This window comes from Thioalkalivibrio sp. AKL19 (assembly GCF_000420165.1).
Taxonomy (GTDB): domain Bacteria; phylum Pseudomonadota; class Gammaproteobacteria; order Ectothiorhodospirales; family Ectothiorhodospiraceae; genus Thioalkalivibrio.
This window is the reverse complement of record NZ_ATUK01000013.1, coordinates 219,366-243,162: the sequence shown is the minus strand read 5'-3', so window position 1 is coordinate 243,162 and position 23,797 is coordinate 219,366. Positions and strand designations below refer to the sequence as shown.

Genomic DNA, 23,797 nt, shown 5'->3' with positions numbered 1-23,797 from the left:
CGATGTCGAAGATACGAGTACTGATGGTCTGCCTCGGCAATATCTGCCGCTCGCCGATGGCGCACGGGGTCTTCGAGGCACGGGTCCGCGCGCAGGGCCTGGAGGACGTCATCGAGGTGGATTCCGCGGGAACGGCGGGGTACCACGTGGGCGCGAAGCCCGATCCCCGTGCACGACAGGAGGCGCGCTCCCGTGGCTATGATCTGGAACATCTGCGCGCACGCCAGCTGGAGCCGGAGGATTTCCTCGAGTTTGACTACATCCTCACCATGGACGATGCGAATTACCGCAACGCCGAACGCATTCGTCCGACGGACAGCCGCGCGGAGTTGCTGCGGTACCTGGATTTCGCACCCCAGTTCGACGACCACGAGGTCCCCGACCCGTACTACGGTGGGGATGACGGGTTCGTGCATGTGATGGACCTGGTCGAGGCGGCCGCCGACGGGCTGCTGGAGCACATCCGCGAACGTCACACACTCAAGGCATCCTGACACCGACGGGATGCGCCCCGCGTTCCGTGCCGGAGGCGGGAAGGGCCTGCTGGGCTGATCCGCGCATCCCTGGCCGGGCCGGATTCCCCGGCCGGCATACGTCGCATGGTCCGGCGTTCCCGGTTCCGCAACGACAAGGGGCCCGCCGGATGGCGGGCCCCTTTCCCGTAGTGCCGGAGGAAACCCGGAACCTCCGGTCAGTCTTCACCCTTGCGGTTCGGGCTCTCGGTGGCCGGCTCCGTCGACTCCGCGGCGGGCTTGGGCGTCGCGGGCTTTTCCTCTTTCGTCTCGGCAGGCTTTGACGAGGCAGTGGAGGCGGCCCCTTCATGACCTTCGTTGCCGGGCGTGTCGTCCCCTCCGGCTGGCCTGGAGCGCTGCGCCTTCGGCTTGGCAGGCTTCTCCGGCGAGTCCTCGGGCGGTGTCCCGGCCTTGCTTTCCGGCTCGGTGGAACGGGCCGCGGTGCGTGTGCGGGCCGGGCGCTTTGCAGGGGCCTGTACGCGTTTCCCTTCGCCCGGGGCGGCTTCCGTCGCCTCGGCCTTCGGTGCGGTTTCCTTCGCGGGCGGTGTAGCGGTTTCGGGTTGCCCCGGACCGTTCGCCTCGCCGCCGGCCGCCGGGGTCACCTCGTTGGCGGAGGCATCGGAGGCCGGCTTGCGCCCGCGGCCGCCGCGACCGCGCCCCCTGGCGGGGGCGCCGTCGTCCGGAGCGCCCTTGGCGGAGGCATTCGCGGGATCGCCACCTGCCGGAGCATCCTGCGGGCCCGCGCCTTGGGCGCCGTCCTGGGGCTGGGGCCGTTCATCACGGGGCTTTTCTTCACCGGCCTTTCCGGCGGCGGGGGCCGTGCCCCGGGTGGCGTCGCCATTTCCGGCTTCCGGCGTGGAGGCCTCGCTCGCGGGGTTTGGCGTGCCCTCGCTTCCGGTTTCGCCTGCATTGTCGCCGGTGCGGGCACGGCCGCCGCGGCGGCGGCCACCGCGACGCGAGCGCCGAGAGCGGGAGCGCGCCTTGCTGCCGTCGTCTTCATCGGATTTCTCCGGGCCTTTTCCGCCCGGCGCCTCGCTCGCCTCCGTGGCCGGGGCGTCGTCCTTGCCCCGTGGCGATTTTTCGGCCGGCTTGGCGTCGGCGGGCTTTTCGCCGCCCTTGTTTTCGGAACGGGCCTCGGGACTGCGGCCTTCAGCGACGGGCTTCGCCGATTCCCGAGCCGCCGCCTTGTCGCTGTCGCCATCCTTCTTGCCGCCGCGACGCGTCCGCCCCTTGGCGCCATCGGCCCTGGCCGTGTCCTCCTTGGAGGTTTCCGGCTTGTCGGGGCCGGCCTTCTTGCCCTTGTCCCCGTCGTTGCGCTTGTCCGCGGCCTTGCGACCGCCGTTGTCGGTCTTCTTGCGGCCACCGCCACGGCCGCCGTTGCTCTTGCCGCCGCGATTGCCTTCGCCGCGCCGCGCACGCTCGCCTTCCTTGCGATCGTCTTCCTGTCCCTCTTCCTGGGTGCTCGCGGGGGCGGCGTTGGGGAACAGCGAGGACCAGATGCGGGCGAAGAAGCCCGGCTGGGGTACCGGATCGGCGGTCTCGGGGGCGGTGGGGGCCGTTTCGCTGACCGGGGCCGGTCCCGTCATCTTGACGCCCTGGACCAGGGGCTTCTCGACCTTGCTCCGGCGCTCCTGGTGCGGATCGCTGTCGTCCTCGACGATCTCGACGAGTTCGTGCGAGCCGCGGTCGCTGATGGTCTCCTCGCGCTCGTCACCGCGAACGCGGCGGACCTCGAAGCGCGGGGTGAGATATTGCGGGTTGGGGATGATGCTGATGTCGACCTTGTGGCGGTCCTCGATATCGGTGATCGATTCACGTTTTTCGTTCAGCAGGAAGGTGCCGACGTCCACCGGGACCTGAGCCATGACCAGGCCGGTGCGGTCCTTCATGGCCTCTTCCTCGATCAGGCGGAGGATCGAGAGGGCCAGGGACTCCACGCTGCGGATCTGTCCATGTCCCTGGCAGCGCGGGCAGGTGTTCTGGGAGGACTCGCCCAGCGAGGAACGCAGGCGCTGGCGTGACATCTCCAGCAGACCGAAGCGGCTGATGCGCCCGACCTGGACCCGCGCGCGGTCCATCTCCAACGCCTCGCGCAAACGGTTTTCAACCTCGCGCTGGTGCTTGTTGGCGTTCATGTCGATGAAATCGATCACGATCAGGCCGCCCAGGTCCCGAATGCGCAGCTGCCGGGCGACCTCCTCGGCCGCCTCAAGATTGGTGTGGAAGGCGGTCTCCTCGATGTCGCCGCCCTTGGTGGAGCGAGCGGAGTTCACGTCGATGGAGATCAGGGCCTCGGTATGGTCGATGACCAGTGCGCCGCCGGAGGGAAGGGTCACCTCGCGGTCGAACGCGCTCTCGATCTGGCTCTCGATCTGGTAGCGGTTGAACAGCGGGACCGGGTCGTCGTAGCGCTTGAGCTTGCGCAGGCTGTTCGGCATCACCAGGCGGACGAAGTCCTCGGCCTGCTGATAGACGTCGTTGTCATCGATGATGACTTCGCCGACGTCGTTGCGCATGTGATCACGCAGGGCGCGGATGATGACGTTGCTTTCCTGATGGATCAGCGCCGGGGCCTTGGCCTTGTCCGCGGCCTCGGTGACGGCGGCCCACAGGGCGGTCATGTAGTCGAGATCCCACTGCAGCTCTTCGGTGCTGCGACCCACGCCGGCGGTACGGGCGATCACGCCCATACCCTCCGGCATATTCAGGCCGGAGAGGGCATCGCGCAGGGACGCGCGATCCTCGCCCTCGATGCGGCGCGAGACGCCCCCGGCCTTGGGATTGTTGGGCATCAGGACCAGATAGCGGCCCGCAAGGCTGATGTAGGTCGTCAGCGCGGCACCCTTGTTGCCGCGTTCTTCCTTCTCGACCTGGACCAGGAGCTCCGTGCCTTCCCTCAGGAAGTCGCGGATCGGCTTGTCGCTGTCGTCCGGGGCGCCAACGGCGGTATGCGCAATCTCCTTGAACGGGAGGAAGCCGTGGCGATCAGCACCAAAGTTGACGAACGCGGCCTCGAGGCTGGGTTCGACACGGGTAATCTTGGCCTTGTAGATGTTGGCTTTCTTGCGCTCGCGCGAGGGCAGTTCGATGTCGAGGTCGTACAGCCGCTGGCCGTCGACCATGGCGACACGCAGCTCTTCGGGCTGCGTGGCATTGATCAGGATCCGTTTCATGCAATGGACTCGGTAGGGCGTCCTGGCATCCGGCAAGGATCAATGGGAACCCGGGTGCGGCGATCGAACGGCGGCACGGCAACGCTTGCACGCGCGTGCTCGCCGCGGCGGCGCGTAGCGGAAGCCAGCGCGCCAGCCAGGTGTTCACCAGCAACCACGGGATCAGTCGCCTGCGGGAGGCGGTGCCGGGGAGACAGGACTGGGTTAGAAGAAATAGCGTCACAGTGTCGCTTTCGGGCGATGGCCCTTCGACCGGCAGCCGTTGCTGGCTGGTGGATCGAAGTGGCAGGTGATTCGAGGCGCGTTGCCGGCGTGTCGCGGGAACGTACCGTGCGCCAATGTAGGGCATAACCCCCGGTCTGGGCAAGTTTTTTCGGCCGCAAAGGCGGCGGGTGCAGTAGCCCGGCGGGCGGTGCTCGGGTAGGATCCCGCGCCATGAAAGGACGCCAACAACCCTCCGGCCCGCGGAGCTTCCAGGTCACCGAACGTGGCGACGGGCAGCGGCTGGACAACTTCCTGCTGCGCGAACTCAAGGGCGTGCCCAAGGGGCTGATCTATCGACTGGTGCGGCAGGGCGCCGTCCGTGTGGACGGGCGCCGGGCCAAGGCGCACAAGCGTCTGGCCGCGGGCAACGAGGTCCGCGTACCCGACCTGGACCGTCCGGAGGTGGCGACGATCGAGATCCCGCCCAGGGTCCTTGAGCGCCTGCGCCAGGCGATCATCCACGAGGACGACGACCTGCTGGTGCTGGACAAACCCTCCGGACTGGCCGTGCATGGCGGAAGCGGCCTGGCCTTCGGGATCATCGAGGCGATGCGCCAGTTGCGGCCGGATACCGAGCTGGAGCTGGGGCACCGCCTGGACCGCGAGACCAGTGGGTGCCTTGTGCTGGCCAAGCGCCGCGCGGCACTGCAGGACTTCCATACCGCCCTGCGCGAAGGGCGGGTGGAGAAGCGCTATCTGGCTCTGCTGGTGGGACGCTTCCCGACGGATCAGCCAATCGCATGCGATGCCCCTATCGCCAGTGGACGCCAGGACGATGGCCGCCGGCGGATGAAGGCCGGGCATGCCGACCCTGGGGAAGGGCGTGCCCGCACGGCGCAGAGTGTCTTTCTGCCACTGGAGGCACACGGGGCCTTCCAGCTGGCCGAGGTGCGCATCGGCACCGGACGCACCCATCAGATCCGCGTCCACGGTCAGTCCATCGGGCACCCGGTGGCGGGCGATCACGACTACGGCCTTCCGGACGCCAACCGCAGCCTGCGACGACATGGCCTGAAGCGCCTGTTCCTGCACGCGCAGGCGCTGGCATACCAATCCGCCGACGGTGAACGGCATATCTTTTCGGCGCCCATGCCCGGGGAACTGGCCGACGTCCTGGCCAGCCTGGATGCCGGTGACGGGGAGGACGCATGATGCCCCCCTTGTTGCCCCCGGTGAACGGACAACTGCGCCTGGTCGTGTTCGACTGGGACGGGACGCTGATGGACTCGCCGCGCCGTATCATCCACTGCCTGCAGCGTGCGGCCGTGGAGATCGGTGCCCCGGTGCGCGACGAGGCGGCCCTGCGCAACATCATCGGACTCGGCGTGCAGGCCGCCGTACGCGAGCTGTATCCGGATGCCGATGACCACTTCGTGGAGCGCTTCGCGACGGCCTATCGGGCGTGTTATCTGGAGGCGGAGGATGCCCCGGAGACGCCCCTGTTTGCGGGCGTCGCCGCGCTGCTGGATTGGCTGGAGGCACGCGAGGTGCTGCTGGCCGTGGCGACCAGCAAGTCGCGGCGCGGCCTGGATCAGGCGCTGGAGGCCACCGGGCTGGGTGGCTACTTCGTGGCCACGGCCACCGGGGATGAACATGCGTCGAAGCCGAATCCGTCGATGCTCGAGTACGTGATGGCCCGGGCGGGGGTGGAACCGGTCCGCACGCGCATGGTCGGTGATAGCGTTTATGATCTCGAGATGGCACGTCATGCCGGCGTGCCGGCCGTGGGCGTGACCCACGGCGTGCACCCGCCGCAGCGGCTTGAGAGCGCGGGGGCGCTGGCACTGCTGCCCGATCTTGACGCACTGCTGGAGGCATTCCGGCAGGCCGAAGGCGACAATTAATCAAGGAGCCACGATGGGCTGGGCAAACGACAACAAACCGGGCTGGGAACGCGAGACCCTGGAGAAGCTGGTCCAGGCGCAGGTGATCGAGCAGCGCCGGGCCCGGCGCTGGGGCATCTTCTTCAAGCTGCTGTTCTTCTTCTACCTGGTTGCGCTGCTGATCCTGGTGCGTGGCGGCGACATGGGCCTCGCGGGGATGTTCGAGAGCGAGCGCGAACCAAGCGACCACGTGGCGGTTGTCGAGGTCGAGGGCCTGATTGCCTCCAGTGCGGCGGCCAACGCCGAGGACATCTCCAAGGTGCTGAACGAGGCCTTCGAATCCGAGGGCACCCGGGCGGTGATGCTGCGCATCAACAGCGGCGGGGGCAGCCCGGTACAGGCGGCCAACGTCCACGACGAGATCTTGCGGCTGAAAGAGAAGCATCCGGATACCCCGGTCTACGCGGTCATCGGGGACGTCGGCGCCTCGGCCGCGTATTACATAGCCGTGGCGGCGGACGAGATCTATGCCAGCCAGGCCAGCATGGTGGGCTCGATCGGGGTGCGCATGGACAGCTTCGGACTGGTGGACCTGATCGACAACATCGGCGTGGAACGTCGCCTGTTTACCGCGGGCGAGAACAAGGGGTTTCTGGATCCGTTCCTGCCGCTTGACGAGGGCCATGTGGACCACCTCGACGGCGTCTTGCAGGGCGTGCACCAGCAGTTCGTGGACGTCGTACGCAGCGGGCGCGGCGATCGTCTGGTCGAGCGGGACGACCTGTTCAACGGTCTCATCTGGACGGGCGACCGCTCGGTGGAGCTGGGACTGATCGACGGCCTGGGCACCGATCGCAGCGTGGCCCGCGACGTGATTGGTGTGGAGAAGCTGGTGGTGTTCAAGCCGCGTCGGAGCCCGTTGCAACTGCTGTTCGAGGATCTCGGGATGGCGGCCTTTCAGCAATGGACGACCTGGGAGTCCACGCCCCAGTGGCGCTGAGGCGGACCGCGATTCCGGGGAAAGGGGTCAGGAGCGGTCGATTCGTGTCACCCGGGCGATCATGCCGATCACCGGGTGATCCAGGTAGAACAGGTCCTCGCCCGAGTTCATGCGCTGGCTTCCCCGCACGGTGATCGCGCGGGGTGGCTGGTCGTCCGTCGGTTCGTCTACGTGGTAGATCAGGTCGGTCTCCAGGTGCAGGAAACGCCCCACCCAGACCCGTAGTCGGCCCTCCAGCTCGAAGCGTTCTTCCCGGTCTTCCATCAGCGGACGGGGCGACAGACCGCGTTCGGCCCCGATCGGGTCGTGTACCCCCAGGCGCCGGCCCTGCTGGACCCGCAGCCACGGTGCCGAGGCATGGTCGCGGCCGGTCTGGTCCCAGGCCAGACGCGCGATGATGCGTCCGGCACCGGAATCCTCCACGCGCCGCACCACGCGCTGCAGCTCGAAGCCCCGGCGGGAACTGCGATAGATCCGTCCGTCCAGTTCGGATTCGCCGAAGACCGCCTCACGCGGTGCCGCGAGCTCCATCTGCAGCCGCCGGCTCTCGTCCGTACGGTGCTCGAAGATCACCAGTTCAATCCGGTATTCGCGCCCCGCCTGGGCGAGCACCGGGCCAGCAGCTCCGGCTACGGGCAGGGCGGCGAGGCCGGCCAGCAGGCGGCGGCGGAAAGGATTCGGGGCTTCGGACGGGGTGTTGGACATTCAGGCGGCCTGTTGTTCGGGGCTGATCGTGTTCAGTAGGCGCAGGACGGCCTGCGCGCGGGCTTCCAGTGTCTCCATCGGCGCGAAGAAGCGGAAGGCCTTCTGGCCATCCAGTTTGTACGCCTGCGGATCGGATTGCACCAGCTGGATCAGGGCCGCGATGTCCAGATTGGGACTCGGCCCAAAGACGAGGCGGCCGCCGGCCGGGCCCAGTTCCAGCTTGCGAATACCCAGCGGGGTCAGCTTCAGGCGCAGGCGAGCGGCCTCGAACAGAGCCCTGGCCGGATCCGGCAGCAGACCGAAGCGGTCCACCAGTTCGACCTCCAGCTCGCGCAGGGCTTCGGAGGATTCGGCGCTGCTGATGCGCTTGTAGAGGATCAGGCGGGTGTGCACGTCGGGTACGTAGTCGCCCGGGAGCAGGGCCGGCAGGCCCAGTTCGACTTCGGTCCCGGTGGCCTCGGGGGCCTCCAGTTCCGGCATCTTGCCGGAGCGCAGGGCGTTGACCGCGCGGTTGAGCAGGTCGTTGTACATCGAGAAGCCGACCTCGTGGATCTGCCCGCTCTGCTCGTCGCCGAGCAATTCACCGGCGCCGCGGATCTCCAGATCGTGGCTCGCCAGGGTAAAGCCGACGCCCAGGTCTTCCAGCGACGCAATCGCCTCCAGGCGCTTTTTCGCGTCGGCGGTCATCGCCTTTTCCGGCGGGGTGATCAGGTAGGCATAGGCGCGATGGTGCGAGCGGCCGACGCGGCCGCGCAGTTGATGCATCTGCGCCAGGCCCAGCTTGTCGGCGCGGTTCATCACGATGGTATTGGCGGTGGGGACGTCGATGCCGGTCTCGATGATGGTGGTGCACACCAGGATGTTGTAGCGTCGGTGATAGAAATCGAGCATCACCTGTTCCAGCTCGCGCTCGCGCATCTGCCCGTGGGCGATACCCACACGCGCACCGGGCAGGAGTTCCTGCAGGCGCTGGGCGGTGCGGTCGATGGTGTTCACCTCGTTGTGCAGGAAGTACACCTGGCCGCCGCGCCGGATCTCGCGCAGGCACGCCTCCTGGATGATGGCGTCGTTCCACTCGTTGACGAAGGTCTTGATCGCCAGCCGCTCGCGCGGTGGCGTGGTGATCACCGACAGGTCGCGCAGGCCGGCCAGCGCCATGTTGAGCGTACGGGGGATCGGGGTCGCGGTCAGCGTGAGCATATCCACCTCGGCGCGCATCTTCTTCAGCGCTTCTTTGTGGCGCACGCCGAAACGCTGTTCCTCGTCGACGATCACCAGGCCGAGGTTGGAGAAATCGAGATTCGCCTGCAGCAGCTTGTGGGTGCCGATCACGATGTCGACCTTGCCGTCCCTGAGCCCCTCCAGCACCCCGGCCTGCTGCTTGGCGCTGCGAAAGCGCGACAGCGATTCGATGCGCACGGGCCAGTCGGCGAAGCGGTCGGTAAAGTTCTGGTGATGTTGCTGCGCGAGGAGGGTGGTGGGGACCAGTACGACCACCTGCTTGTTGTTCTGGACCGCGACGAAGGCCGCGCGCATCGCGACCTCGGTCTTGCCGAAGCCCACGTCGCCACAGATCACGCGATCCATCGGACGGGTGTCGGCCATGTCGGCCAGCACCGCGTCAATGGCCTGCTGCTGATCCAGGGTTTCCTCGAACGGAAAGCCGGCGGCGAAGGCGTGATACTCGGCGGTGTCGGTATCGAAGACCGTACCCTTCTTCGCGGCGCGGCGCGCATGGATGTCGAGCAGTTCGGCGGCCACGTCCCGGGCCTTTTCGGCCGCCTTGCGACGGGCCTTGCTCCATTGCTCGCTGCCCAGGCGGTGCAGGGGGGCATGCTCGGCATCCGCGCCCGTGTAACGGCTGATCAGGTGCAGCGAGGACACGGGGACGTAGAGCTTGGCCTCGTCGGCATATTCCAGCGTGAGGAACTCGGACGGCTGGCCATTGAAGTCGAGGGTCTGCAGGCCCAGGTACCGGCCCACGCCCTGTTCCTCGTGGACCACCGGGGCGCCGATGGTGAGGTCGCTGAGGTTCTGGATGATCGCATCGGCATCGCGCGTGGTGCGGTTGCGCCCACGGGTCTGGCGGGCGCGCTCCCCGAGTAGCGCGGCCTCGGGGGCAACCGCGACGCCCTCCGGCAGGACGAAGCCCTCGCCGAGGGCCGCGACGGTCACGTGCAGGCCCGGTTCGGCGTTCAGGAAGGCGTCCCAGTCGTCCACCGCGTGATGCGCCACGGCCTGTTCCCGCAGCAGGGTCAGCAGGGCCTCGCGGCGCCCGGCGGATTCCGCCGTCAGGAGGACGCGCTGTTGTGTCGCGACGAAGCCTTTCAGGCGCTGGGCCGGATCTTCCCGACCCTGCTGCATGCCCAGTTCCGGCAGGGGGTCGCAGGCAAACGGTATCTGCGCGCCACGATCCTGCGGGAGCGGGGCGGCCGGATCGCCCAGGCCGATACCGGCATGCTCGCGCAGCGCGCCGGCCAGGCCGTCGAGGTCGAGGTAGAGGCGCTCCGGCGGGAGCAGGGGGCGGTCAAATTGATGGCCAAGCTGCTCGAAGCGGTCGCGAATCTCTTGCGCGAATTCCTCGGCGGCCCCGGCGATGTTGCCGACCTGCACGACCTGTGCGCCAGGGCAGTAGTCGAACACGGTATCCATGTGTTCGAAGAACAGCGGGAGGTAGGCCTCGATGCCCGGGGGGACCAGACCCTCGCTGATGTCGCGGTACACGGCGTGGCTGGACGGATCACCGGAAAACTGCGCCCGGTAGCGGGTCCGGAACTCGCTGATGGAGGTCTCGTTCAGCGGGAACTCGTGGCTGGGCAGGATCTCCAGGCGTTCCACCTTTTCGGTGGAGCGCTGGGATTCCGGATCAAACCGGCGCAGGGAGTCGATCTCGTCGTCCAGGAACTCGATGCGGACGGGTTCGTCGGCCCCCATGGGGAACAGGTCCAGGATCTCGCCGCGCGCCGCAAACTCGCCATGGCTGATGACCTGCTGCACGGCACTGTAGCCGGCCTCGGCCAGGTTCTCGCGCAGGGTCATGCGATCCAGGCGCTGGCCGGTCTGCAGCGAGAGTCCCTGCGTGGTCAGCCAGTCGCGGGGCGGAAGGCGCTGCATCAGGGTAGAGACGGGCATCAGCACGATGCCCCGCTCCAGCCCCGGCAGGTGATAGAGCGTGCGCAGGCGCTCGGAGATGATGTCTTCGTGCGGCGAGAAGACATCGAACGGCAGGGTTTCCCAGTCCGGCAGGCGCAACAACGGGAGGTCGTGGTCGCCGGCGAAGAATTCCCACTCCTCCTGCCAGCGGTCGGCGGCCTCGTTGGATTCCGTGATCACCAGCAGGGGCCGGGTGAATGCGCCAGCGTTGCGGGACAGGGCAAGGGTGGCCGCCGAGGCATTAAGCCCCGACCAGACCTCGAAACCGGATCCGGGGAAGCGACCGGGCTTGAGCGGGTTGCGCCGTTGTTCGGACATGGGCCTGTGCGGTCGGGGCTGCGGAAAGGGCCGCGATTATACGGATTCCGCCGGACGGGTGCGCGTGGTCCCTTGAGGGTCAAGGGCGGCTTGACCACGGAGATCACGGAGAGGTCCAGGTCACGGGCGATTTACAGGAAGTTTGGAAGACGGGAAGGGAGTTGGGGGGGAAGGGCTGGGCCCGTTGGCTCACCGGGAAGCGTGCCATGGGTGCGGGGCTTGCCGCGGCCCCAACATTATCCCTCTTCCGAGCTTCGCGTCTTCCTGTGAATCGTTTTCCTCCGAGTCCCAAGCGGTCTCTATAGCCGTGCCCCGGTGTCAGTCGGGGTCGATGTAGCGATTCAGGATGGGGGCGTAGGCGTCGATGCGGCGGTCGCGAAGGAAGGGCCACTGGCGGCGCACGGCCTCGGTCCGCGCGCGATCCAGCCGGGCCACGAGGATCTCGGGCTCGGCCTCGCCGGCCCGGGCCAGCATCTCGCCCTGGGGGCCGGCGACGAAACTGGTCCCCCAGAAGGTGGCGCCGGATGACTGACCGGAAGGGTCCGGTTCGTGGCCCGTCCGGTTGCAGGCGATCACCGGCAGATTGTTGGCCACCGCGTGGCCACGCTGGACGGTGATCCAGGCCTCCTGCTGGCGCTGCTGTTCCTGCGCCGTGTCCTGCGGATCCCAGCCGATCGCCGTCGGGTAGATCAGGACCTCGGCGCCGGACAGGGCCATGATGCGCGCGGCCTCCGGATACCACTGGTCCCAGCAAACCAGCACGCCGAGTCGGCCGACGGAGGTGTCGATCGGGACGAACCCCGTATCGCCAGGGGTGAAGTAATACTTCTCGTAGTACCCCGGGTCGTCCGGGATGTGCATCTTGCGGTAGGTGCCAAGCAGACGGCCGTCGCGCTCGAACACCACCGCGGTGTTGTGATAAAGCCCCGGGGCGCGACGCTCGAACAACGAGCCGACGAGGACCACGCCATTCTCCCGCGCGATGGTGGCCAGGCGCTCGCAGCTGGGGCCGGGGACTGCCTCCGCGGTGTCGAAGGTGGCGAGGTCCTCGGTCTGACAGAAGTAGGGGCCGGTATGCAGCTCGGCCAGCACCACCAGTTGCGAGCCTTTCGCGGCGGCCTCGGCCACCGCAGTGGCGGTGGCGTCGAGGTTGGCGTCGACACTACCGGCATCACGGTGCTGGACGAGGGCGACGGACAGGGTCGTGCTGGACATGGGGCTGGCTCGCTTGCGTGGTTATTCCTGCGGTATACCGAGGGCGGCCGCGGGGTATTGCATGGTCAGGCAGTGCAGGCTGCCCCCCTGGCGGATGATCGCCCGGCAGTCGATCTCCACGATCTCGCGGCCCGGGAAGGCCTCGGCGAGACGATCCCGCGCCACCGCGTCGGCGGTATCGTCGTAGACCGGCAGGAGTACCGCTCCGTTCAGGATCAGGAAGTTCGCGTAGGTCGCGGCCAGGCGGCGTCCATCCTCGACGATCGGGGCGGGCCACGGCAGCGGGATCAGCCGGTAGGGCTCGCCGGAGGCTTGGCGCAGGGCCTGCAGCTCCTGCTCCATCGCCAGCAGCTCGGGATAATGCGGATCCTGCGGATCGTCGCACTGGACATAGGCGATGGTATCGGGGGCGCAGAAACGCGCCAGCGTGTCGATATGGGCATCGGTGTCGTCGCCTTCCAGCTGGCCATGGTTCAACCAGAGGATGCGCTCAGCGCCCAACCATTGTCCGAGCGATCGTTCGATCCCCGGACGGCCCAGCTCGGGGTTGCGCGTCCCGGAGAGGAGGCAGCGCGAGGTGGTCAGCAGGGTCCCGGCACCATCGGATTCGATGGAACCGCCCTCGAGAACCAGGCCGGTGGGTTCCGGCACGCAGCTGCCGAAGACCCCCTGACTGGCCAGTGCCCGGTTAATCCCGTCGTCCAGTTCGGCCGGGTACTTGCCGCCCCAGCCATTGAAGGTGAAGTCCAGCAGGCGCGGCTGGTCGCCGTCGAACACGGTGATTGCGCCATGGTCGCGGGCCCAGGTGTCGTTGCTGGGGGCGAGGGCGAACCAGAGCCGGTCGGGGCGGATGGCCGTCTCGGCGAGAAAGCCCGAGATCTCCTCGATGTGCTCGGGATCACGCGCCACGATGATGACCGGTTCGAACTGGCTGATGCTGGCCGCGATGAGCGCAAACACCGGGTGCACCCGGTTCAGGACCGGGGCCCAGTCGGTGCCGTCATGCGGCCAGGTGAGCTGGATCGCGCCTTGCGTTTCCCATTCGGCCGGAAGGCGGCGCTGCGTCGATGCCGGGGCGGTTTCGCCCGTGCTCATGGACGATCGGCGCTGGATCCGTTGCGCACGGCGCTGTGCAGGACGTACTCGCCCTCGAAGACCACGGTGAAACCGGCATAGTCCCAGCGCGTGATGGGCGGGTCACCCACCGTGGCATGGCGCTTTTCGGGCTCGCCATGCTGGCGGATGACAGCGGACTGGCTCTGCCCGCGCGTCGGAACGCCTTCACGTTCCTTCACGGTAAAGCCGCCGTCCGGGCTGCGCAGGATGTCGGCCGATGCGGTGGCCATGGCACCGCCCAACAGCGCCAGCACGAGGGCGCCCGCCGCGTTGCGCAGAGGGCTGCGCCACCGTGTGCGGGGGTTCTGAGTGGGGGTCGAGGCGTTGCGTTTCCCTGGCATGGCCAACTCTCCGTTTGCTGGATGGCACCATGGTAGCGTCAAGTGTGACGCCGTGCCTCCCCCCGGCGCGCGACATCCCGGGCTATAGGCGCGACCCCGTATCTCTGGCATGATTTCGCGATGTTCCGCCCTCTGACTCTCGCCATCGGTCTGCGCTACACGCGCGCCAAGCGGCGCAATCACTTCATCTCGTTCATCTCGGTGGTGTCGATCATCGGGCTGGTCCTTGGGGTGATGGCGCTGATTACCGTGTTGTCGGTGATGAACGGCTTCGAGCGCGAGCTGCGCGAGCGCATCCTCGGGATGGCATCACACGCGACGATCCGCGAGGCCAATGGCGGCCTGCGGGACTGGGAGCGCCTGCAGCGCGAGGCACCCGAAATCGATGACCGCGTCGTGGCGGCCGCGCCGTACGTTCAGGGCGAGGCGATGCTGAGTGCCCGCGGGAACATCTCCGGAGCCCTGATCCGTGGTGTGGAGCCCGCGGCAGAGGAACGCGTCGCGCGTATCGGCGAGCACATGCTGCAGGGTGAACTGGGGAGCCTGGAGGCGGGGCGTTACCGCGTGGTGCTCGGTCGCGAGCTTGCGGCCGAGCTGCGCGTTCGGATCGGGGACTCGATCATCCTGATGGCCCCGCAGGCCTCGGTATCACCGGCCGGGGTGATGCCGCGCATGCGGCGATTCGAGGTGTCCGGACTGTTCGAGGTCGGGATGTACGAATACGACCGCGGCACGGCATTTATCCATCTGGAAGACGCCCAGGCGGTGTTCCAGATGGGCGAGCAGGTCACCGGGCTGCGGCTGCGCCTGACCGACATGATGGAGGCGGGGGTGGTCGCGCGGGATGTCGCCGCACAGCTGGACGGATTGTTCCGGGTTTCCGACTGGACTCGTCAGCACGCGAACCTGTTCCGCGCGATCCAGATGGAGAAGATGGTCATGTTCATCATCCTCTCGCTAATCGTGGCGGTCGCGGCCTTCAATATTGTCTCGACGCTGATCATGCTGGTGACCGACAAGCAGGGGGATATCGCCATCCTGCGAACGCTCGGCCTGTCGCCCGCCGGGGTCATGGTGATCTTCATGGTCCAGGGAGTTGTGATCGGAGCGATCGGGATCCTGCTGGGGACGATCGCCGGCGTGGCGCTGGCCGCGAATATCGACGTGGTGGTGCCCTTCATCGAGCGTGTCTCGGGTGTCGAATTCCTCTCCGCCGAGGTTTATTACATCAGTGACTTGCCGTCGGAACTCAAGCTGTCGGATGTACTCCGAGTCGGGGTTCTCGGCTTCCTGCTGACGGTGGTGGCCACGCTGTTCCCGGCCTGGCGCGCGGCCCGGACCCAGCCCGCGGAGGCGCTGCGCTATGACTGATCGCGATACGCCGGTGCTCGAAGCGATCGGGCTGGAACGCCGCTTCCGTGACGGCAAGCTGGATGTCGCCGTGCTCAGCGGGGTCGATTTCGCCCTGCAGCCGGGGGACCAGACGGCGATCATCGGTGCCTCGGGCAGTGGCAAGAGCACGCTGCTGCACCTGCTGGGGGGGCTGGATCGCCCGACTTCGGGCGAGGTCCGGCTGCTGGGCACGGACTGGACACGCATGAGCGAGGCCAGGCGCGGGCACCTGCGCAATCAGCATCTCGGGTTTGTCTACCAGTTTCATCACCTGCTGCCCGAGCTGACGGCCGCCGAGAACGTGGCGCTGCCGCTGCTGATCCGCGGGCAGTCCAACCGCAAGGCGCGGGAAGAGGCACGTCACTGGCTGGAGCAGGTCGATCTGGGACACCGCCTGGAGCACAAGCCGGCGGAGCTCTCCGGCGGCGAACGCCAGCGGGTCGCGATCGCCCGGGCGCTGGTGACGCGCCCCTCGGCCATCCTGGCGGACGAGCCGACCGGAAACCTGGACCAGGAGCGGGCAGCGCAGGTGTTCGATCTGCTCCGCGCCATGAACCGTTCCACTGGCACCGCCCTGGCCCTGGTGACCCACGACATCACCCTCGCACGCGAGCTGGATCGTTCGGTCCAGCTGGTCAAGGGTCACCTCGAGCAGGAACCCTTCGACGGGCAGCTGGCCGTCCACCCATAGACCCGGCCTCCCGGCTGGGCCGGGGAGCCGGCCGGAGCAGACTTACGGGCCCGGGTCCCGATCCTCCGGCGTGCGCGTCTCCCGCCGACGCGCCGCTTCGCGTTCCGCCATTTCCTTGCGCAGGCGTCGCAGGTAGCGGCGGCTGCGCACGCGCTGGACCACGTTCAGGCGCCACAGGAAACGCACAAGCAAATACCCCGAGAGACTGGCTGCCGAACCGAGCAGCACGCTGCCCAGCAGCAGGGGCTGCCAGATGGTCAGTAGCTCCGTGGTGAACCATTCCCAGCTCCAGTCCAGGTGGATGTCGCGGCGGGGTTCGTCCAGGAGCTTGCGCCCGATCGTGTAGGCCAGATACAACATGGGCGGCATGGTGATCGGGTTGGAGATCCAGACCAGGATCACCGAAATCGGCAGATTCACGCGGACCACCACCGCCACGGCGGCCGCAATCAGCATCTGCATGGGCAGTGGCAGGAAGGTCACGAAGAGCCCGACGGCAAACGCACCAGCCACGGAGCGGCGGTTCAAATGCCACAGATCCGGCGACCCCAGCCGCGGCCCCAGCGGGGCGAGCGCCTTGTGCCCGCGCATGTGTTCCATGCCGGGAAACATCTTCTTGATGATGTGTCTTGCCATGTGCCGGGTTGCCGATGCTGCATCTCGTGCGGTCTCGTGACCGCGCCTGGGCCGTTCATTCTCGCCGATTTTGGCCGCCGGCTGCTTGTGCCGGCTGCCGCGCCGATCGCGGACCGTGTCGTGTCGCGGTTGCCGGGAGCCCGGCCGTGACGGGCTTCGCGCTCGGGCTGCTCGTCACGACCTGGGGGTTGCACCGGCTCCCGGAGCCGCTCGCGCTGACGCCCGGTCTCGTGGTGCTCCTGGTACTAATCACCATGACTGCGGCGGCCGGGCTGCGATGGCTCGGTATTCGCGCGACGTGCGCATGGACCGCGTCCCTGGGCGTGCTGGTCGCCTGGGCACTGGTTTTCGCGACGTCGACCGAGTGGCTCGACCGTTCCCTGGCACCTTCGCTCGCAGGCGAGGAAGTCACGGTGCGGGCCACCGTTACCAGTCTGCCGGAACACGCCGGGCACCGCAGCCGTTTCCGGATTGCGGTGGAGTCGACCCTGGCGGCGCCCGAGGGTTTCCGTGCCCAGGAGTTGCTGGTGTCCGCGTATCCGGCCCGGCGGTCGGTGGCACCCGGCACCCGGGGTGTCATGCGGCTGCGCCTGCGCCCCGCGACGGGGCCTGCGAACCCGGGTGGTTTTGACCGGGCCGGGTGGTATTACCGCGAAGGGTTGCATGGCTCCGCCACGTTGCTCGACATCGAGGTTCTGGGTGATGTGCCGGCGGCGGAACCGGCCGTTCCCTGGCGGGCCCGTCTCCATGGGACGCGGGCGTGGTTGCGCGAGCGCCTGGAAGCCGCCACTCCGGAGTTGCGCCATCCGGGGCTGGTACAGGCCCTGTTGATCGGGGATCGCCAGGCGATGACCCGGTCCGAATGGCAGGCGTTCCTGCGCACCGGAACCAACCACCTGATGGCGATCTCCGGGCTGCATGTGGGCCTGGTCGCCGGGTTTGTCGGGCTGCTGGCCGCCGGGGTCTGGCGGGGACTGGTCCCTGTGCAACGGCGAATGCGCAAGGCGGCCTTCATGGCGCTGGCCAGTCTGGCGGGCGCCGCAATCTACGCAGCACTGGCCGGTTTCAGCATCCCGACGCAGCGGGCACTGATCATGCTCGTCGCATTCATGGCCGCGTTGCTGTGGCGGCGCGAAGCGTTTGCGTGGCGGGGCTTGATGCTGGCCGCCATCGCGGTCGTGCTGTGGCAGCCAGCGAGTGTACTGGCCCCGGGGTTCTGGTTCTCCTTCGGGGCCGTCGCGGTGATCCTGGTGCTGTTGCAGGGACGTGCCGGCCGCCCCGGCTGGCGCGAGGCCGGGAGCATCCAGGTCTTGCTCGCCCTGGCGATGCTCCCGCTGAGCCTGGCCTGGTTCCAGTTGGGCTCCTGGGTAGCGCCACTTGCCAACCTGGTGGCGGTACCGGTGATCAGCCTGCTGGTCCTGCCTGTGTTGCTGGTGGGGGCCGGACTGGCGGCCTTGTGGGCACCGCTGGGACAGCCGTTCCTGCAGGCGGGCGATGCGGTGCTGGCGCTGCTCGTCGTCGTACTGGATGGACTGTCGGGGTTGCCCGTGCTGGTCGACGAGCGGCGGGTTCCCCTTGCCGCGAGTCTGCTGGGGGCGCTTGCCGTCGTGATGGCCCTGCAGCCCCGGTCGCGCCGGGCAGGGATCTGGGTCCTGCTCGCGGGCGTTGCGCTGATCCTGCCGATGCGCCCCGATCTCGAAGCGGGTGCGGTGAGGGCGCTGTTGCTGGATGTCGGGAATGGCCAGGCGATGGTGCTGCAGACACGGCATCACAATCTGCTGTTTGACGCGGGCCCCGGGCGTGAAGGGGGCTTCAGCGCGGGGGAACAGATCGTGGCCCCGGCGCTGCGAGCCGAGGGTGTGCGGCACCTGGACAGGCTGATCCTCAGTCATGAGCATGCCGCGCATACCGGAGGTGCGGACGGTGTCCGGGCGGCCATGCCGGTGGCGGAGACTTTGCGCCGGGTCCCGGACGGTGACCACGAACGGGCCTGCGAGGCGGGGGAGCGCTGGCACTGGGACGGCGTGCGATTCGAAGTGTTGCACCCACCGGCCGGCTGGGATGGGAGCTCGTCCGCCTCCTGCGTCCTGAAGGTGGAGACGGCCGGCGGTGTCCGGTTGTTGCTGACCGGCGGCCTGGGCGGGCTGGGCGAAGCGGTGCTGATGCGAGGTTTGCCGGAAAGGCGTGCCAGCGATCTGCTGGTGCTGCCGCGCGGGGCCGGTGGCGACAGTTTGAGCCGCGGGTGGCTGGAGGACGCCCGGCCGCGTTTGGCGTGGGCGAGTACGGATGCGAGGGGGCGGGGTCTGGCCGCCGAGGTGCGGGAGCGGCTGGGCTCCGCCTGCGTCCCACTGCAGGAAACCGGGCTGCACGGCGCATTGCGGCTGGAGGCGAATTCGGAACTGGAGGTGGCGCCCGGGCATCGTGCCCGCCAGCGGCGGCTCTGGCGGCCTGCGTCGCGCCCGCCGTCGCGCGGGCCGGAGGGGTGCAACCCCGCGTCAGGGGACGCGATCCACTGGTAGAATGACGTAATGAATCACGAACACTCCGACACCATCCGACCCATCCGCTTCCGCGACGGTACGCTCGAATTGCTGGATCAGCGGCGCTTGCCCCGGGGGAGCGTCTGGCAGACCTACCAGGACGCCCCCGCCGTGGCGGCGGCTATCCGTGACATGGTCGTGCGTGGCGCGCCGGCGATCGGTATTACCGCGGGTTTCGGCGTCGTGCTGGCCTGCCAGTGCGCCGTGGGGCAGGACGACTGGCGTGCCCGCGTGGCTGCAGACATCGAGACCCTGCGCGGTTCCCGGCCCACGGCGGTGAATCTGTTCTGGGCGCTGGATCGCATGCAGGCGGTCGTGGCCGCCAGCGAGTCGGTGGATGCGGCCGTGAGCGAGACCCGGGCAGTAGCCGAGCGGATGCTGGAGGCGGATATTGCCGGCAATCGTCAGCTAGGCGCCCTGGGCGCGCAATTGATTGAGCCGGGCCGCGGCGTGCTGACCCACTGCAATACCGGCTCGCTGGCAACCGGGGGATATGGCACTGCCCTCGGTGTGATCCGCGCCGCCTGGGACGCCGGGCGAATCAAGGAGGTGTTTGCCGACGAGACCCGACCCTGGCTGCAGGGCAGCCGGCTGACCGCCTGGGAGCTGGTTCATGACGGCATCCCGGTGCAGGTGCTGTGCGAGGGTGCCGCCGCCAGCCTGCTGCGCACGGGCCGTGTGGGCTGGGTGATCGTCGGGGCGGACCGGATTGCCGCCAATGGCGACACCGCGAACAAGATCGGCACCTATGGCCTGGCGCTGCTGGCCCGCGCCCACGGGGTTCGGTTCATGGTGGCGGCGCCGGTGGCAACCATCGATTTCGCGATGGCGGACGGATCGGGCATTCCGATCGAGCAGCGGGGCGAGGACGAGGTGCTGGCGCTGGCCGGACAACGGGTGGCGGCTGACGGCGCGCGCGGATACAACCCGGCCTTCGACGTTACCCCGGCGGAGCTGATCGATGCCATCGTGACCGAACGTGGCGTGGTCCAGGCCCCCAGCCGGGAGCGGCTGGCGGCCCTGCGCGAGGGCGCGGACGAGGAGCTGACCACATCCGGCAGCTGACGTCGGTGCAAATCGGTTCCGGCACGATCGCTTTCGGGGCTGAGAGCGTCGGAGAACCGTTTTGAGGGGCGAAAACCCAAGCCCCAGTGGTTACCCCTGTGGTATGATCGCGAGCTTGTTCAGACGGACGGCGTAACCCTCGATGGCTGAATTTGCCAAGGAAATCTTCCCGGTCAATCTCGAAGACGAGATGCAGCAGTCTTACCTCGATTACGCGATGAGCGTAATCGTGGGCCGGGCCCTCCCCGATGTCCGTGACGGCCTCAAGCCGGTCCATCGCCGCGTGCTCTACGCGATGCGCGAGCTGGGCAACGACTACAACAAGCCGTACAAGAAGTCGGCGCGCGTGGTCGGTGACGTGATCGGTAAATATCACCCGCATGGCGATTCCGCCGTCTACGACGCGATCGTGCGTATGGCGCAGCCGTTCTCGATGCGCTACATGCTCGCGGACGGGCAGGGCAACTTCGGCTCCATTGACGGCGACTCCCCGGCGGCCATGCGCTACACCGAGGTGCGCATGGCGCGCATCGCGGCCGAGCTTCTGGCCGACATCGACAAGGAAACCGTCGACTTCATCGACAACTACGACGGCTCCGAAACCGAGCCGGCGGTGCTGCCGAGCAAGTTTCCGAACCTCCTGGTCAACGGCTCCGCCGGCATCGCGGTCGGGATGGCGACCAATATCCCGCCGCACAACCTGCGCGAAGTCATCAACGCCTGCGTGGCGCTGATCGACGAGCCCGATATCTCCATCGACGGTCTGATGGAGCACCTGCCGGGTCCCGACTTCCCGACTGCCGGCATCATCAACGGCATCGACGGCGTACGCGAGGCCTACCGCACTGGCCGCGGCCGGGTGCTGATCCGTGCGCGATCGCATGTGGAGCCGCTGGAAGGCGGCCAGCGCGAGGCGATTGTCGTCACCGAGCTGCCCTACCAGGTGAACAAGGCGCGTCTGACCGAGAAGATCGCCGAGCTGGTCAAGGAAAAGCGCATGGAGGGCATCTCCGAACTGCGCGACGAGTCGGACAAGGACGGCATGCGCCTGGTCATCGAGCTCAAGCGCGGCGAGATGGCCGAGGTGGTCCTGAACCACCTCTACATGCACACCCAGATGCAGAACGTGTTCGGCATCAACATCGTCGCGCTGGTGGACGGTCAGCCCAAGGTGCTGGACCTGCGCCAGGTGCTGCAGGCGTTCCTGCGTCATCGCCGCGAGGTGGTGACCCGTCGCACCATCTACGACCTGCGCAAGGCCCGCGAGCGGGCCCATATCCTGGAAGGCCTGGCGATTGCCCTGGCCAACATTGACCCGGTCATCGAACTGATCCGCGCCGCCCCCAACCCGGCCGAGGCCAAGGCCGGGCTGCTGGCGCGCGCCTGGCCGCTGGGCGTGGTCAGCGACATGCTGGACCGGGCCGGCGCCAGCGCCTCGCGACCGGAAGACCTGGCCCCGGAATACGGCATGGGCGAGGACGGCTACCGGCTGTCCGAAGCACAGGCCCAGGCCATTCTGGATCTGCGTCTGCACCGCCTGACGGGGCTGGAGCAGGACAAGATCCTGGACGAATACCGCGAGTTGCTGGAGTTGATCGACGACCTGCTGGACATCCTCGGCTCGGGCGATCGGCTGCAGCAGGAGATCCGCAACGAACTGCTGGCGGTGGCCGAACAGTTCGGCGACGAGCGCCGCAGCGAGATCCGCGAGCGCCAGGCGAACCTGACCCTGGAAGACCTGATCGGCGAGGAGGACGTGGTGGTCACGTTGTCGCATGCCGGCTACGTGAAGTACCAGCCGGTGGCGGACTATCGTGCCCAGCGCCGGGGCGGGCGCGGCAAGGCCGCGACCAGCTTCAAGGAAGAGGACTTCATCGACCGGCTGGTGGTCGCCAACACCCACGACACCATCCTGTGCTTCTCCAGCCGCGGGCGGGTGTACTGGCTCAAGGTCTACGAACTGCCGCAGGGCTCGCGTGCCTCGCGTGGCAAGCCAATCGTCAATCTGCTGCCGCTGGAATCGGACGAACGTATTAACGCGATCCTTCCGGTTCGCGAATACACCCCGGACCACTACGTGTTCATGGTCACGGCGCAGGGGACGGTCAAGAAGACCCCGCTGACCGATTTCTCGCGGCGCCGGGCGTCCGGCATTATTGCGGTGGATCTGCGCGACGGCGACCATCTGGTGGATGTGTCTCTGACCGATGGCACCCTGGATGTAATGCTGGTTACCACCGCCGGCAAGGCGGTGCGCTTCCACGAGAGCGACGTGCGGGCCATGGGTCGCACCGCGTGTGGCGTCCGCGGTGTGCGCATGGAGGACGACCAGCGGGTGATCGCGCTGCTGAACGTCGACGAAGGCTCGGCGTTGCTGGCCACGGAGAACGGCTTCGGCAAGCGTACCCGCTTCGACGAGTTCCCGGTGCACCGCCGTGGCGGCCAGGGCGTGATCGCGATCCAGACCGAGGGCCGTAACGGCCTGCTGGTCGGGGCGTCGCGCGTCCTGGACGATGACGAGGTGATGCTGATCACCAACGGCGGAACCCTGGTCCGCACGCCGATCGACCAGATCCCGCTGATCGGCCGCAACACCCAGGGGGTACGCCTGATCCGCCTCGACGAAGGCGAGAACCTGGTGGAGCTGGCCCGCGTGGCGCAGCTGCAGGGCGAGGACGAAGACGATCCCGGTCCGTCCGAGGCCGGGGCAGACCCGGAGTCGGGTCTCGAATCCAGCGACGATGGAGAACATGCATGACGCGAGTGATGAACTTCAGCGCGGGGCCGGCGGCCCTGCCCCAGGCCGTGCTCGAACGGGCCCGTGACGAACTGCTGGACTTCCGCGGTTCCGGGATGTCCGTGATGGAGATGAGCCACCGTGGCAAGCCGTTCATGGCCGTCGCGGAGAAGGCCGAGCACGACCTGCGCAAGCTGATGAACATCCCGGAGGACTACTCGGTGCTGTTCCTGCAGGGCGGGGCGACCGGGCAGTTCGCGGCCATCCCGATGAACCTGGCCAACGGCCAGGGCATGGACTATGTCGATACCGGTGCCTGGTCGGGCAAGGCCATCAAGGAGGCCCAGAAGTACGGCCCGGTGAATATCGTGGCGAGCTCGCAGGCGAGCGGGTACGACTCGATCCCGGATCGCGCGACGTGGAACCTGGACCCGAACGCGGCCTTCGTGCACTACACCCCGAACGAGACCATCGGCGGGGTGGAATTCCCGGATATCCCGGAGGTGGGCGATGTCCCGCTGGTGGCGGACATGTCTTCCACCATCCTGTCGCGCCCGATCGACGTGTCGAAATTCGGCGTCATCTACGCCGGGGCGCAGAAGAATATCGGTCCGGCGGGCCTGACCGTGGTGATCGTGCGCAACGACCTGCTGAAACGAGAGAGGGGCGCGGTCCCGGCGGTACTGGACTGGGCGCTGCAGGCCGAGAATGACTCGATGTACAACACCCCGCCAACCTTTGGCTGGTACCTGGCCGGGTTGGTATTCGAGTGGCTGCTGGACCAGGGGGGCCTGGAGGCCATGGCCGAGGTCAACCAGCGCAAGGCCACCAAGCTTTACCAGTACATCGACAATTCGGCGTTCTATCGCAATCCCGTGGAACCCTCGGCCCGTTCCTGGATGAACGTGCCGTTCATCCTCGCGGACGATGCCCTCGACGGGACCTTCCTGAACGAGGCGGATGCCGCCGGATTGTCCTCGCTGAAGGGCCATCGTTCGGTAGGCGGGATGCGTGCCAGCATCTACAACGCGGTCCCGGAGAGCGCGGTGGACACCCTGATCGAGTTCATGGCGGACTTCGAAAACCGTCACGCCTGATCCCGCCCAAACGCAGTCA

General features: G+C 67.7%; 17 protein-coding genes. 10 read left to right on the top strand and 7 right to left on the bottom strand.

From position 1 onward, the window contains the following. Nucleotides 1–2 precede the first annotated feature (2 nt). A complete protein-coding gene (locus tag F817_RS0109330; protein WP_024327398.1) occupies nucleotides 3–494 on the top strand; it encodes a low molecular weight protein-tyrosine-phosphatase in 492 nt (163 codons plus the stop codon). A gap of 197 nt (nucleotides 495–691) precedes the next feature. Here F817_RS0109330 and F817_RS0109325 read toward each other — a convergent pair whose 3' ends face one another. After that, on the bottom strand, nucleotides 692–3,685 hold the full coding sequence (locus F817_RS0109325; RefSeq protein WP_024327397.1) for an Rne/Rng family ribonuclease: 2,994 nt from the start codon (nucleotides 3,683–3,685) through the stop codon (nucleotides 692–694). Between the two features lie 435 nt (nucleotides 3,686–4,120). Here F817_RS0109325 and F817_RS0109320 point away from each other — a divergent pair, with 435 nt between their 5' ends. The 3 genes from F817_RS0109320 to F817_RS0109310 are packed head-to-tail and all read left to right on the top strand — an operon-like array spanning nucleotide 4,121 to nucleotide 6,772. Next, nucleotides 4,121–5,101, top strand: coding sequence for an RluA family pseudouridine synthase (locus F817_RS0109320; RefSeq protein WP_024327396.1), 981 nt, complete (start codon nucleotides 4,121–4,123; stop codon nucleotides 5,099–5,101). Beyond that, on the top strand, nucleotides 5,098–5,793 hold the full coding sequence (locus tag F817_RS0109315) for an HAD family hydrolase (protein ID WP_024327395.1): 696 nt from the start codon (nucleotides 5,098–5,100) through the stop codon (nucleotides 5,791–5,793). The genes F817_RS0109320 and F817_RS0109315 overlap by 4 nt, the downstream gene beginning before the upstream one ends. A 13-nt stretch (nucleotides 5,794–5,806) precedes the next feature. After that, a complete protein-coding gene (locus F817_RS0109310) occupies nucleotides 5,807–6,772 on the top strand; it encodes a S49 family peptidase (protein WP_024327394.1) in 966 nt (321 codons plus the stop codon). Between the two features lie 27 nt (nucleotides 6,773–6,799). On the opposite strand, the gene F817_RS0109305 is transcribed toward F817_RS0109310, so the two are convergent. From F817_RS0109305 to F817_RS0109285, 5 genes are all read right to left on the bottom strand, one after another. Further along, on the bottom strand, nucleotides 6,800–7,477 hold the full coding sequence (locus F817_RS0109305) for a CsiV family protein (protein ID WP_024327393.1): 678 nt from the start codon (nucleotides 7,475–7,477) through the stop codon (nucleotides 6,800–6,802). Further along, nucleotides 7,478–10,948: a transcription-repair coupling factor gene (gene mfd, locus F817_RS0109300; protein WP_024327392.1), complete on the bottom strand. Its 3,471-nt coding sequence runs from the start codon at nucleotides 10,946–10,948 to the stop codon at nucleotides 7,478–7,480. Between the two features lie 318 nt (nucleotides 10,949–11,266). Beyond that, a complete protein-coding gene (locus F817_RS0109295) occupies nucleotides 11,267–12,163 on the bottom strand; it encodes a carbon-nitrogen hydrolase (RefSeq protein ID WP_024327391.1) in 897 nt (298 codons plus the stop codon). A gap of 21 nt (nucleotides 12,164–12,184) precedes the next feature. Then, nucleotides 12,185–13,258: an agmatine/peptidylarginine deiminase gene (locus F817_RS0109290; RefSeq protein WP_024327390.1), complete on the bottom strand. Its 1,074-nt coding sequence runs from the start codon at nucleotides 13,256–13,258 to the stop codon at nucleotides 12,185–12,187. Then, nucleotides 13,255–13,620, bottom strand: a complete 366-nt coding sequence (locus F817_RS0109285; RefSeq protein ID WP_051132339.1) for a hypothetical protein — start codon at nucleotides 13,618–13,620, stop codon at nucleotides 13,255–13,257. Before F817_RS0109285 ends, F817_RS0109290 begins: the two co-directional genes overlap by 4 nt. Before the next feature lie 120 nt (nucleotides 13,621–13,740). Between F817_RS0109285 and F817_RS0109280 the strand changes: the two genes are divergently transcribed. Together F817_RS0109280 and F817_RS0109275 are read left to right on the top strand one after the other, a co-directional pair. Beyond that, nucleotides 13,741–14,991, top strand: a complete 1,251-nt coding sequence (locus F817_RS0109280; RefSeq protein ID WP_024327388.1) for a lipoprotein-releasing ABC transporter permease subunit — start codon at nucleotides 13,741–13,743, stop codon at nucleotides 14,989–14,991. Then, on the top strand, nucleotides 14,984–15,703 hold the full coding sequence (locus F817_RS0109275) for an ABC transporter ATP-binding protein (protein ID WP_024327387.1): 720 nt from the start codon (nucleotides 14,984–14,986) through the stop codon (nucleotides 15,701–15,703). Before F817_RS0109280 ends, F817_RS0109275 begins: the two co-directional genes overlap by 8 nt. Nucleotides 15,704–15,745: 42 nt before the next feature. On the opposite strand, the gene F817_RS0109270 is transcribed toward F817_RS0109275, so the two are convergent. Beyond that, entirely contained in the window at nucleotides 15,746–16,339 is a 594-nt protein-coding gene (locus F817_RS0109270; protein WP_024327386.1) for a DUF2062 domain-containing protein, read from the bottom strand. A gap of 215 nt (nucleotides 16,340–16,554) precedes the next feature. Here F817_RS0109270 and F817_RS0109265 point away from each other — a divergent pair, with 215 nt between their 5' ends. The 4 genes from F817_RS0109265 to serC all read left to right on the top strand — a co-directional run bounded on the left by F817_RS0109265 (nucleotide 16,555) and on the right by serC (nucleotide 23,778). Next, entirely contained in the window at nucleotides 16,555–18,858 is a 2,304-nt protein-coding gene (locus F817_RS0109265) for a DNA internalization-related competence protein ComEC/Rec2 (protein WP_024327385.1), read from the top strand. Nucleotides 18,859–18,867: 9 nt separating this feature from the next. Further along, nucleotides 18,868–19,944 carry an S-methyl-5-thioribose-1-phosphate isomerase gene (gene mtnA, locus F817_RS0109260; RefSeq protein ID WP_024327384.1) on the top strand — a complete coding sequence of 359 codons (1,077 nt, stop codon included), beginning with the start codon at nucleotides 18,868–18,870 and terminating at the stop codon, nucleotides 19,942–19,944. A 142-nt stretch (nucleotides 19,945–20,086) separates the two neighbouring features. Next, nucleotides 20,087–22,702, top strand: coding sequence for a DNA gyrase subunit A (gyrA, locus tag F817_RS0109255; RefSeq protein ID WP_024327383.1), 2,616 nt, complete (start codon nucleotides 20,087–20,089; stop codon nucleotides 22,700–22,702). Then, nucleotides 22,699–23,778 (top strand): 3-phosphoserine/phosphohydroxythreonine transaminase, encoded by a 1,080-nt coding sequence (gene serC, locus F817_RS0109250; protein WP_024327382.1) that lies wholly within the window; start codon nucleotides 22,699–22,701, stop codon nucleotides 23,776–23,778. The genes gyrA and serC overlap by 4 nt, the downstream gene beginning before the upstream one ends. The last annotated feature ends 19 nt before the right edge of the window (nucleotides 23,779–23,797 follow it).

Excerpts from the sequence above, each read along its gene's own strand:
- F817_RS0109330 (WP_024327398.1), top strand. The coding sequence starts at position 3 with ATGTCGAAGATACGAGTACTGATGGTCTGCCTCGGCAATATCTGCCGC.
- F817_RS0109325 (WP_024327397.1), bottom strand. The coding sequence starts at position 3,685 with ATGAAACGGATCCTGATCAATGCCACGCAGCCCGAAGAGCTGCGTGTC.
- F817_RS0109320 (WP_024327396.1), top strand. The coding sequence starts at position 4,121 with ATGAAAGGACGCCAACAACCCTCCGGCCCGCGGAGCTTCCAGGTCACC.
- F817_RS0109315 (WP_024327395.1), top strand. The coding sequence starts at position 5,098 with ATGATGCCCCCCTTGTTGCCCCCGGTGAACGGACAACTGCGCCTGGTC.
- F817_RS0109310 (WP_024327394.1), top strand. The coding sequence starts at position 5,807 with ATGGGCTGGGCAAACGACAACAAACCGGGCTGGGAACGCGAGACCCTG.
- F817_RS0109305 (WP_024327393.1), bottom strand. The coding sequence starts at position 7,477 with ATGTCCAACACCCCGTCCGAAGCCCCGAATCCTTTCCGCCGCCGCCTG.
- mfd (WP_024327392.1), bottom strand. The coding sequence starts at position 10,948 with ATGTCCGAACAACGGCGCAACCCGCTCAAGCCCGGTCGCTTCCCCGGA.
- F817_RS0109295 (WP_024327391.1), bottom strand. The coding sequence starts at position 12,163 with ATGTCCAGCACGACCCTGTCCGTCGCCCTCGTCCAGCACCGTGATGCC.
- F817_RS0109290 (WP_024327390.1), bottom strand. The coding sequence starts at position 13,258 with ATGAGCACGGGCGAAACCGCCCCGGCATCGACGCAGCGCCGCCTTCCG.
- F817_RS0109285 (WP_051132339.1), bottom strand. The coding sequence starts at position 13,620 with ATGCCAGGGAAACGCAACGCCTCGACCCCCACTCAGAACCCCCGCACA.
- F817_RS0109280 (WP_024327388.1), top strand. The coding sequence starts at position 13,741 with ATGTTCCGCCCTCTGACTCTCGCCATCGGTCTGCGCTACACGCGCGCC.
- F817_RS0109275 (WP_024327387.1), top strand. The coding sequence starts at position 14,984 with ATGACTGATCGCGATACGCCGGTGCTCGAAGCGATCGGGCTGGAACGC.
- F817_RS0109270 (WP_024327386.1), bottom strand. The coding sequence starts at position 16,339 with ATGGCAAGACACATCATCAAGAAGATGTTTCCCGGCATGGAACACATG.
- mtnA (WP_024327384.1), top strand. The coding sequence starts at position 18,868 with ATGAATCACGAACACTCCGACACCATCCGACCCATCCGCTTCCGCGAC.
- gyrA (WP_024327383.1), top strand. The coding sequence starts at position 20,087 with ATGGCTGAATTTGCCAAGGAAATCTTCCCGGTCAATCTCGAAGACGAG.
- serC (WP_024327382.1), top strand. The coding sequence starts at position 22,699 with ATGACGCGAGTGATGAACTTCAGCGCGGGGCCGGCGGCCCTGCCCCAG.